We start from the raw sequence: 10722 nt of genomic DNA, 5'->3' as shown, positions 1-10722 counted from the left end.
TCAGTCCGCTGAAGCTGGGGCGAGTGTAGCCTGAACGATACGGCCCACGCAGGCTCATTGAGTACTGAGGCCATTTGCGCGAGTTCCTGCAACCTGTGGGGTAGTGCATCATGGCTGGCTCAATGACAACGTGAGGTAAATCATGCGTGTTTGGATCGATGCCGACGCGTGTCCGAAGGCCGCCAGGGACCTGATCGTCAAGTTCGCCCTCAAGCGCAAGTTCGAAGTGGTCATGGTCGCGGGTCAGGCGGTGGCCAAGCCAGCATTCGGCATCGTGCAACTGATCGTGGTACCCAGTGGCATGGATGCGGCCGACGATTATCTCGTCGAGCATGCCATGCCGGGTGAGTTGGTCGTCTGCAGCGACGTGCCGCTGGCCGACCGGCTAGTGAAGAAAGGCGTAGCGGCGCTGGACCCGCGCGGGCGCGAGTTCGACGAGCGCAACATGGGCGAGCGCCTGGCTACGCGCAACCTGTTCACCGAACTGCGTGAACAGGGCCAGTCGGGCGGCGGGCAGGGGCCCTATGGGGATCGCGAAAAACAGGCGTTTGCCAATGCGCTGGACCGGATTATCACTCGGCTATCGGTGCGTTGATATCCAGTAGAGCGTCAACCACCCGGTCAGGCGCTCCAGCCGGGCAAGCGGAGCTTACTCGTGGGTCAGCTCCAGCACGCGATCAACCAGCTTGTAGATCCCGCTAGCGGCTTCGCTGATGGTCTTTGCCGACATGTAGGCGGGAGTGGTCACCAGTTTGCGCTGCGGGTCCTCGACGATGTCGTGCACGTCGCATTCTTCGTGGGTGCCGCCCATCTTGACGACGGCCTCAGCGGTATCGGCGTCGTTACCGATGGTGCAGACCACGCCAGGGCCATAGATCTTGGCAGCCAGTGCAGGCGAGATACAGATCAGGCCAACTGGCTTGCAGGCAGCGGCGAACGCCTCGGCCAACGCCAGGACAGCCGGATTGACGGTGCAGTCTGCGCCTTTTACGGCAAAGTCCGAGAGGTTCTTGGCTGCGCCAAAGCCGCCCGGAACGATCAACGCGTCGAAGTCCTCGACGCGCGCCTCACGGATGTCTTTCACATCGCCACGCGCAATACGGGCAGATTCCACCAGCACGTTGCGCGACTCGGGCATCTCGTTGCCGGTCAGGTGGTCGATGACATGCATCTGCGCGATGTTCGGTGCAAAGCACTGCACCTGCGCGCCGCGTTGGTCCAGGCGCAGCAGGGTGATCACACTTTCGTGAATTTCTGCACCGTCATAAACGCCACAGCCAGAAAGAATCACCGCCACTTTTTTTGTCATGCTCATTACTCCAGGTCGAAGCGCTTGATACCCGTCAGGCTGGCAGCGCGGCGCAGTGCGGGATGGTCCATGTCTGTTGGAGTGTGCCGCGGTGCAGGTGTTCAGTCCTGGGACTCGCGCGCAGCCCGGCGCTCTGCCCGCAGCGTGCGAAAGCGCCGGTGCAGCCACAGGCCTACGCCTAGCACCAGCAAGGCACCGAGTACCCACAGTTCGTAGCGCTTGATATTGCCCAGCAGGCCTTCGAGGATTGCGCCGAAATGATAGGCCGCAGCACCCAGGGCGATGGCCCAGATCGCGGCCCCGATGCCGTTGAGCAGCAGGTAGCGCCGCGGCGGATAGCCCGAAAGGCCGATTGCGACCGGCATTACCGTGCGAAGCCCGTAAACGAAGCGGAAGCTGAGCACCCAGATATCGGGATGGCGACGGATGTGGCCCAGGGCGCGGTCGCCCATTGCCTGCCAGCGGGGCTTGCGCGCCAGAATCTTGCGCCCATGGCGACGACCCATGAAATACCACAGCTGATCACCGGCATAGCTGCCCATGAATGCCACCAGGCATACCAGCTTGATGTCCATGTAATCGCGGAACGCAAGAAAGCCTGCAAGGACCAGAATGGTCTCGCCTTCGAAGAAGGTGCCTAGAAAAAGGGCAAAGTAGCCGAAATCCTGCAGGAATTGTTGGAGCATTTTCTGAGGTGCTGGCGAAATGAACGCGCAGCCTACCCCTTCGCGTGCGTTCGGGAAAGTGTCCAAATGTGTCTCGACGTGAACAGTGCCCGCCACCACAATGTCTGCAACCGTGTGCCATGGCTTGCCCTGGCGTGTAACACAGGCGTCATAATGGGCGCTTATCTTGCCGCTCAATTGATGATAGGGCGTTAACGTCCTCAGGACCGCCAGATGAATAACGAAGTGCTTCCCCCTGTCTTGATCAAGGATGCCAAGGAGCTTCCAGAGGAGCTGGTGCAGACCCCGCCTGATCTGCCACCCGTGTCCCAGGTCGCTGTAGAGCCTGCAGCGGAGCCAGCGACGCCCACGCCGGCCCCGGCACCGCCCATCGCCGTGCCCGGCCTGGACGATACCAGCCTGTACATTCATCGCGAACTGTCCCAACTGCAGTTCAACATCCGGGTACTGGAGCAGGCGCTGGATGAAAGCTACCCGCTGCTCGAACGCCTGAAGTTCTTGCTGATTTTCTCGAGCAACCTGGACGAGTTCTTCGAGATTCGTGTGGCTGGGCTTAAGAAACAGATCAATTTCGCCCGCGAGCAGGCCGGCGCCGACGGCTTGCAGCCGCACCAGGCCCTCACGCGCATCAGCGAACTGGTGCATATCGAGGTCGATCGCCAGTACGCGATTCTCAACGATGTATTGCTGCCAGAGCTGGAAAAACACCAGATTCGATTCATTCGTCGTCGTCACTGGACACCCAAGCTCAAGACATGGGTGCGTCGCTACTTCCGCGACGAGATCGCGCCCATCATCACCCCGATCGGCCTGGACCCTACCCACCCATTCCCGTTGCTGGTGAACAAGAGCCTGAACTTCATCGTCGAGCTCGAAGGCGTCGATGCCTTCGGCCGCGATTCAGGTCTGGCCATCATTCCGGCACCGCGGCTGCTGCCACGGGTCATTCGCGTGCCTGAGGAAGTGGGTGGCACCGGTGCGAACTATGTCTTCCTTTCGTCGATGATCCATGCCCACGCAGACGACCTGTTCCAGGGCATGAAGGTCAAGGGGTGCTACCAGTTCCGCCTGACCCGCAACGCCGACCTGGCGTTGGATTCCGAGGAAGTCGACGACCTGGCCCGGGCGCTTCGTGGCGAGCTGTTCTCGCGCCGCTATGGCGATGCCGTGCGCCTGGAAGTCGCCGATACGTGCCCCAAGCACCTGTCGGACTACCTGCTCAAGCAGTTCAGCCTGAGCGAAAGCGAGCTGTACCAGGTCAACGGGCCGGTCAACCTGACGCGGTTGTTCAGCATTACCGGGCTGGACAGCCATCCCGAGCTTCAATATGTGCCGTTCACCCCGGCCATCCCGAAGTTGCTGCAGAACGCCGACAATATTTTCAGCGTGATCAGCAAGCAGGACATCCTGCTCATGCACCCCTTCGAGTCGTTCACGCCGGTCATCGACTTGTTGCGCCAGGCGGCCAAGGACCCGCACGTCCTGGCCGTACGCCAGACGCTGTACCGCTCCGGCGCCAACTCGGAAATCGTCGATGCGCTGGTCGATGCAGCGCGCAACGGCAAGGAAGTCACCGCAGTGATCGAACTGCGCGCACGCTTTGACGAGGAGTCCAACCTGCAGATGGCAAGCCGCCTGCAAGCGGCAGGCGCGGTGGTGATCTATGGCGTGGTCGGTTTCAAGACGCACGCCAAGATGATGTTGATCCTGCGCCGCGAGCAGGGCGAGATCGTACGCTATGCGCACCTGGGGACCGGCAACTACCACGCTGGCAACGCCCGTTTGTACACCGACTACAGCCTGCTCACCTCCGACGATGCGCTCACCGAAGACGTCGGCAAGCTGTTCAGCCAGTTGATCGGCATGGGCAAGACCCTGCGCATGAAGAAACTGATGCATGCGCCGTTCACCTTGAAAAAGGGCATGCTGGACATGATCGCCCGCGAAACCCAGTTCGCCTTGGACGGCAAGCCGGCGCATATCATCGCCAAATTCAACTCGCTGACCGATGCGAAGGTCATCAAGGCCTTGTACAAGGCCAGTCAATCGGGGGTGAAGATCGACTTGATCGTGCGTGGCATGTGCTGCCTGCGTCCAGGGATTCCAGGGGTTTCACATAACATCCAGGTGCGCTCGATCATCGGCCGCTTCCTGGAACACACCCGTGTGTTCTATTTCCTCAATGGCGGTGAAGAGCAGATCTACCTCTCCAGTGCCGACTGGATGGAGCGCAACCTCGACAAGCGGGTCGAGACCTGCTTCCCGGTCGAGGGCAAGAAGCTGCTGTTGCGGGTGAAGAAGGAACTGGAGGCGTACCTGACCGACAACACCCACGCCTGGACCCTTCAGCCAGACGGGCGCTATGTGCGCAGCAGTCCAACGGGTAACCAGAACCCGCGCAGTGCCCAGGCGACCCTACTGGAGCGCCTGAGCAACCCGGTCCTCAACGTACGCTGAGGACAAAGCCGACCCGGGCCAGCCACTCCGCCTCGTTGGCAAAGTCGGCCTGGGTCAGCTGGTTCTGTTCGAGCCAACCTTCCGGGAATACCACTTCCAGGCGGTTGTCGGCCGCCTTGAGCTCGACTTTGGGCATCTGCTGCGTGCCCCGGATATGGTGGAACAGGATGGCGAAGCGCAGCAGCACGCACAGGCGCAGCAGCTTGACCCCTTCATCCCCCAGTTCGGCATAACGGTCCTTGGGAATGTTGCGGCGGTGGCCGCGCACCAGCAAGGCCATCATCTGCTGATCCTCGCGCGAGAAGCCTGCCAGGTCGGAGTGCTCGATCAGGTACGCGCCGTGCTTGTGGTAATGATAGTGGGCAATGTCCAGGCCGATCTCGTGGACCTTGGCTGCCCAACCCAGCAGGTCGCGCCAGTTGCCGTCCTGCAGGTCCCATGCCTCGGCCACCTGGTCGAAGGCATGCAGTGCCTTGCGCTCGACCCTGGCGGCCTGGCCTTGGTCGACGTGGTAGCGCTCCATCAGCGAGTTGAGGGTACGCTCGCGTACGTCCTCATGATGATGCCGTCCAAGCAGATCGAACAGCACACCTTCACGCAGCGCACCGTCGCAGTGGTCCATGCGCTGCAGCTCCAGGGCATCGAAGATCGCTTCGAGGATGGCCAGGCCCGCCGGGAAGATGGTGCGCCGATCCGGCTTGACCCCATCGAAGTCGATCCTGTCGACTTCGCCCAGCTTGAACAGCTTGCGCTTGACCCAGGCCAGCCCGTCGGCATTCACCTCACCATTGCCCAGGCCTGCGGACCTAATGGCGGCGCCGATGGCACGAATAGTGCCGGACGAGCCGATGGCTTCATCCCAGGTCAGGCGGTGCAGGGCATGCTCGATGCTCATCAGCTCAAGCCGGGCGGCCGTATACGCCTGTGCATAGCGCGCCGGGGTGATCTTGCCGTCACGGAAATAGCGCTGGGTGAAGCTGACGCAGCCCATCTGCAAGCTCTCGCGCAACAGGGGCTCGAAGCGCTGGCCAATGATGAATTCGGTGCTGCCGCCGCCGATGTCCGCCACCAGGCGCTTGCCTGGGGTATCGGCCAGCGTGTGGGAAACGCCCAGGTAGATCAGGCGGGCCTCTTCGCGGCCTGAAATGACTTCCACCGGGTGGCCAAGGATGGCTTCGGCACGCTGGATGAAGATGTTGCGGTTGCGCGCTTCACGCAAGGCGTTTGTGCCGACGATGCGCACCGAGCCTGCGGGCATGCCGTTGATCAGCTGAGCGAAGCGCTTGAGACATTCAAGACCGCGCTCCATGGCTTCTTCACTGAGCTTGCGCTCCTCATCGATGCCGGCGGCCAGCTGTACCTTCTCGCCCTGCCGCTCGAGAATGCGGATTTCGGTGTGGTGGGCCTTGGCCACGACCATGTGGAAGCTGTTGGAGCCAAGGTCGATGGCGGCTATCAGAGACAGGTTCTTCGCGGTGGTATGCGGCATGATCTGGAAGTTCTCGGTCATTAACCTGGCAATCGTGCCACGATAGCAGGCTGGTCGCCAACGCGTGGCACCTGGCCTGCGCGGTGAGCTTGATATACGGCAATATGCCATTCGATTGGATGACGGCGATGTGACAGTTTCGATTCGAGTGCTCTTGCACAACTATAGTTACACTCAATCGTCTGCGGCTTCCTGTCGACCGCGGGGGCGGCTATGATGGGCAACGTTTTCCGTGCTTACGACCTTGGAGATTTCCATGAGCGACAAAATCAAACACGTCACCGACGCCACCTTCGATGCCGAAGTGCTTCAGGCTCAAGGCCCGGTGTTGGTCGACTACTGGGCTGAATGGTGCGGCCCGTGCAAGATGATCGCTCCGGTTCTGGACGACATCGCCACTACGTACGAAGGCAAGCTGGTCGTTGCCAAGCTGAACATCGACGAAAACCAGGAAACCCCAGCCAAGCACGGCGTGCGTGGTATCCCGACGCTGATGCTGTTCAAGAACGGCAACGTCGAAGCCACCAAGGTCGGCGCCTTGTCCAAATCGCAGCTGGCAGCGTTTCTCGACGCCCACCTGTGATGAAAAAGCCCCGCAAATGCGGGGCTTTTCTTTTCCAGAGCACTAGACGCACAAAAAAGCAAGTGTTACATTCGGCCTCGCACTGCTTCTTCAGTGCCCTCTACATGCCGTCGCCGAAGCATCCCCAATTCGAATCAGTACGCGATCCTTTCGCCATCTAGCGGCGCGGCTTCATTAAGCCAGAAGCTTAATTCTCCCTTCTTACATGATTACGTCATTCCCCTTATGAACCTGACTGAACTCAAGCAAAAGCCGATTACCGATCTTTTGGAAATGGCCGAACAAATGGGCATCGAGAACATGGCCCGTTCGCGCAAACAGGACGTGATTTTCTCCCTGCTGAAAAAGCATGCGAAAAGCGGCGAAGAGATCTCGGGTGACGGCGTGCTGGAGATTCTCCAGGATGGCTTCGGTTTCCTGCGTTCTGCTGATGCGTCCTACCTGGCCGGCCCTGACGATATCTACGTTTCGCCTAGCCAGATCCGCCGCTTCAACCTGCGTACCGGCGATACCATCGTTGGCAAGATCCGCCCGCCGAAGGAAGGGGAGCGTTACTTCGCCCTGTTGAAGGTCGATACCATCAACTTCGACCGGCCGGAAAACGCCAAGAACAAGATCCTGTTCGAAAACCTGACGCCGCTGTTCCCCAACAAGCGCCTGAAGATGGAGGCTGGCAACGGCTCCACCGAAGACCTGACCGGCCGTGTCATCGACCTGTGCGCCCCGATCGGCAAGGGCCAGCGTGGCCTGATCGTCGCCCCGCCCAAGGCGGGCAAGACCATCATGCTGCAGAACATCGCAGCCAACATCACCCGTAACAACCCTGAGTGCCACCTGATCGTTCTGCTGATCGACGAGCGCCCGGAAGAAGTGACCGAGATGCAGCGTACCGTACGCGGCGAAGTGGTTGCCTCTACCTTCGACGAGCCGCCAACCCGTCACGTGCAAGTGGCCGAAATGGTCATCGAGAAGGCCAAGCGCCTGGTCGAGCACAAGAAGGACGTGGTCATCCTGCTCGACTCCATCACCCGCTTGGCACGCGCCTACAACACGGTCATTCCAAGCTCGGGCAAAGTGCTGACCGGTGGTGTCGACGCCCACGCCCTGGAAAAGCCCAAGCGCTTCTTCGGGGCCGCCCGTAACATCGAGGAAGGCGGCTCGCTGACCATCATCGCCACCGCGCTGGTCGAAACCGGTTCGAAGATGGACGAGGTGATCTACGAGGAATTCAAGGGCACCGGTAACATGGAGCTGCCCCTGGACCGTCGTATCGCTGAAAAGCGTGTGTTCCCCGCCATCAACATCAACCGTTCGGGTACTCGCCGCGAAGAGCTGCTGACCGCTGACGACGAACTGCAACGCATGTGGATCCTGCGCAAGCTGTTGCACCCGATGGACGAGATCGCTGCCATCGAGTTCCTGGTCGACAAGCTCAAGCAGACCAAGACCAACGACGAGTTCTTCCTGTCGATGAAGCGCAAGTAAGCGTTTCAGGTCTGAATCGAACGGGGCCGCTTCGCAGCCCATCGCAGTCGGTCCGGTGCCCCGGACCGGCTGCGATGGGACGCGAAGCGGCCCTGATCAGTTTTGACCATTGCACGCTGAACGGCGCTACACTCTGAACCCCCGATCGATACGGCCAACACGAGGCTCATGCATGCAGTATCGCGACTTGCGCGACTTCATTCGTGGCCTGGAACAGCGCGGCGAGCTCAAGCGCATCCAGGTCCCGATCTCCCCAGTGCTGGAAATGACCGAGGTCTGCGATCGCACCCTGCGTGCCAAAGGCCCTGCGCTGTTGTTCGAAAAGCCGACCGGCTTCGACATTCCCGTACTGGGCAACCTGTTCGGTACGCCTGAACGGGTGGCCATGGGCATGGGTGCCGAGTCGGTCGATGAGCTGCGCGAGATCGGCAAGCTGCTGGCTTTTCTCAAAGAGCCTGAGCCTCCCAAAGGGCTCAAGGACGCCTGGTCCAAGCTGCCGATCTTCAAGAAAGTGGTGTCGATGGCGCCCAAGGTGGTCAAGGACGCCGTTTGCCAGGAAGTGGTGCTCGAAGGAGAGGACGTGGACCTTGGCGCATTGCCGATCCAGCATTGCTGGCCGGGCGATGTGGCACCGCTGATCACCTGGGGCCTGACCGTAACGCGCGGTCCGAACAAGGACCGCCAGAACCTGGGTATCTACCGGCAGCAGGTGATTGGTCGCAACAAAGTGATCATGCGATGGCTCAGCCACCGTGGTGGCGCCCTGGACTACCGTGAGTGGTGTGAAAAAAACCCTGGCCAGCCGTTCCCAGTGGCCGTGGCGTTGGGGGCAGACCCTGCCACTATCCTGGGTGCAGTGACCCCGGTTCCCGATACGCTTTCCGAATACGCCTTCGCGGGCCTGTTGCGGGGTAATCGCACCGAGCTGGTCAAGTGCCGCGGCAGCAATCTGCAGGTGCCGGCCACGGCCGAGATCATCCTCGAAGGGGTCATTCACCCGGGCGAGATGGCGCCTGAAGGCCCGTATGGGGACCATACCGGGTACTACAACGAAGTGGACAGTTTCCCGGTGTTCACCGTCGAGCGCATCACCCATCGGCAAAAGCCGATCTATCACAGCACCTACACCGGCCGGCCGCCGGATGAGCCGGCCATTCTCGGGGTGGCGCTGAACGAAGTGTTCGTGCCGATCCTGCAGAAGCAGTTCCCGGAAATCGTCGATTTCTACCTGCCGCCGGAGGGGTGCTCCTACCGCATGGCGGTGGTGACCATGAAGAAGCAGTACCCAGGGCATGCCAAGCGCGTGATGCTGGGTGTGTGGTCGTTCCTGCGACAGTTCATGTACACCAAGTTCGTTATCGTGACCGACGACGACATCAACGCCCGCGACTGGAACGACGTGATCTGGGCCATCACCACACGCATGGACCCCAAGCGTGATACGGTGATGATCGACAACACGCCGATCGACTACCTGGATTTTGCCTCTCCGGTGTCGGGCCTGGGATCGAAAATGGGCCTGGATGCCACGCACAAGTGGCCGGGCGAAACTACACGCGAGTGGGGGCGAGTCATCGTCAAGGACGAAGCCGTCACCCGGCGTATCGATGAGCTGTGGGATCAGTTGGGAATAGATTGATGCAGGTAACGTTGCAGCCGTCCGGAGCAGTGCTGACGCTAGAGCCCGGGGAACGGATCCTGGAAGGTGCGCGTCGGCTGGGTTATGACTGCCCCAATAGCTGCCGTAATGGCAACTGCCATGTCTGCGCTGCATTGCTGGTCGAAGGCAGCGTGCGCCAGAACGGAGAAGTCCGGGACCATGGCGAATTGTTCACCTGCATCGCCGAGCCGCTCGAGGATTGCATCCTGCTGTGGGACGGCGTGCTCGCCCTGGGCGAGCTGCCGGTGCGCAAGCTGACCTGCACGGTCAGTGAATGCCGTGAAGTGGGTGGCGACGTCTGGCGCGTGCGGCTGTTGGCCCCTGCGGGCAAGCCGCCGCGCTACCATGCTGGGCAGTATTTGATGATCGAACGCGAAGCGGGTAAGCCGGCCGCTTTTTCGCTGGCTTGCGCTCCCCATTCCGGACGCGAGCTTGAATTGCATGTACTGGCGCGCGAGCCCAGTGCCGTGCAGTTGATCGAGCAATTGCAGCGCGATCGCCTGGCTCGCATCGAAATGCCCTTTGGCGATACCCACCTGGCCGAACTGCCGGACGGGCCATTGGTGCTGATCGCCGCCGGTACCGGCATGGGCCAGATGCACAGCCTTGTGGAGCACTGCCGCGCTCAGGGCTTCAAGCACCCTGTTCACTTGTACTGGGGCGTACGACGCCCGGAAGACTTCTACCAGATCGAGCATTGGGATCAGTGGCTGAGTTTGCCCAACCTGTACCTGCACCAGGTGGTTAGCGACCTGTGCGGCTGGGAAGGCCGTTGCGGGATGCTGCACGAAGCGGTTTGCGAGGACATCCCCGACCTCAACAGCGTTCATGTGTACGCCAGTGGCTCGCCGAACATGATCTACGCAACGCTCGATGCACTGGTGGACGCTGGCATGGATGCGCACCGCATGCGTGCGGACGTGTTCGCCTACGCGCCTCGCGGCTGAGGAATTCCATCGCGGTGCGTGGCGCCCCTGTGGCTGCCCGCGCCACCCCGTAAGCAGGTAACGCGCTGCACGGCCGGTCGTCGGCGCCTGACGTGAAAATCACTGC

The 10722-nt window shown here is 61.0% G+C and carries 9 protein-coding genes; 6 read left to right on the top strand and 3 right to left on the bottom strand.

The annotated features are described in order from the left end of the window. Positions 1 to 142 precede the first annotated feature (142 nt). A complete protein-coding gene (locus ACF8R3_RS16420; RefSeq protein WP_392515897.1) occupies positions 143 to 595 on the top strand; it encodes a YaiI/YqxD family protein in 453 nt (150 codons plus the stop codon). A 54-nt stretch (positions 596 to 649) separates the two neighbouring features. Here ACF8R3_RS16420 and elbB read toward each other — a convergent pair whose 3' ends face one another. Continuing rightward, on the bottom strand, positions 650 to 1309 hold the full coding sequence (gene elbB, locus ACF8R3_RS16415; RefSeq protein WP_392515896.1) for an isoprenoid biosynthesis glyoxalase ElbB: 660 nt from the start codon (positions 1307 to 1309) through the stop codon (positions 650 to 652). A 101-nt stretch (positions 1310 to 1410) separates the two neighbouring features. Continuing rightward, a complete protein-coding gene (locus tag ACF8R3_RS16410; protein WP_023532679.1) occupies positions 1411 to 1995 on the bottom strand; it encodes a DedA family protein in 585 nt (194 codons plus the stop codon). 213 nt (positions 1996 to 2208) lie between these two features. On the opposite strand from ACF8R3_RS16410, the gene ppk1 reads away from it, so the two are divergent. Continuing rightward, a complete protein-coding gene (gene ppk1, locus ACF8R3_RS16405; protein WP_196141255.1) occupies positions 2209 to 4452 on the top strand; it encodes a polyphosphate kinase 1 in 2244 nt (747 codons plus the stop codon). Here ppk1 and ppx read toward each other — a convergent pair. Continuing rightward, positions 4439 to 5941 (bottom strand): exopolyphosphatase, encoded by a 1503-nt coding sequence (gene ppx / locus ACF8R3_RS16400; protein WP_058638203.1) that lies wholly within the window; start codon positions 5939 to 5941, stop codon positions 4439 to 4441. The genes ppk1 and ppx overlap by 14 nt on opposite strands. A gap of 256 nt (positions 5942 to 6197) precedes the next feature. On the opposite strand from ppx, the gene trxA reads away from it, so the two are divergent. From trxA to ACF8R3_RS16380, 4 genes are all read left to right on the top strand, one after another. Beyond that, positions 6198 to 6524, top strand: coding sequence for a thioredoxin TrxA (gene trxA / locus ACF8R3_RS16395; RefSeq protein WP_058602819.1), 327 nt, complete (start codon positions 6198 to 6200; stop codon positions 6522 to 6524). A 225-nt stretch (positions 6525 to 6749) separates the two neighbouring features. After that, complete coding sequence (gene rho, locus ACF8R3_RS16390; RefSeq protein ID WP_023532437.1) at positions 6750 to 8009, top strand: transcription termination factor Rho; 1260 nt, start codon at positions 6750 to 6752, stop codon at positions 8007 to 8009. A gap of 172 nt (positions 8010 to 8181) precedes the next feature. Then, positions 8182 to 9648, top strand: a complete 1467-nt coding sequence (gene ubiD / locus ACF8R3_RS16385; protein ID WP_023532812.1) for a 4-hydroxy-3-polyprenylbenzoate decarboxylase — start codon at positions 8182 to 8184, stop codon at positions 9646 to 9648. Continuing rightward, a complete protein-coding gene (locus ACF8R3_RS16380) occupies positions 9648 to 10616 on the top strand; it encodes a CDP-6-deoxy-delta-3,4-glucoseen reductase (protein ID WP_058638194.1) in 969 nt (322 codons plus the stop codon). The genes ubiD and ACF8R3_RS16380 overlap by 1 nt, the downstream gene beginning before the upstream one ends. The last annotated feature ends 106 nt before the right edge of the window (positions 10617 to 10722 follow it).

Origin of the sequence: Pseudomonas sp. FYR_7 (genome assembly GCF_043106155.1) — a bacterium.
Lineage (GTDB): Bacteria > Pseudomonadota > Gammaproteobacteria > Pseudomonadales > Pseudomonadaceae > Aquipseudomonas > Aquipseudomonas parafulva_B.
The sequence above is the reverse complement of the archived record's forward strand: the minus strand, read 5'-3'. Positions and strand labels throughout refer to the sequence as shown.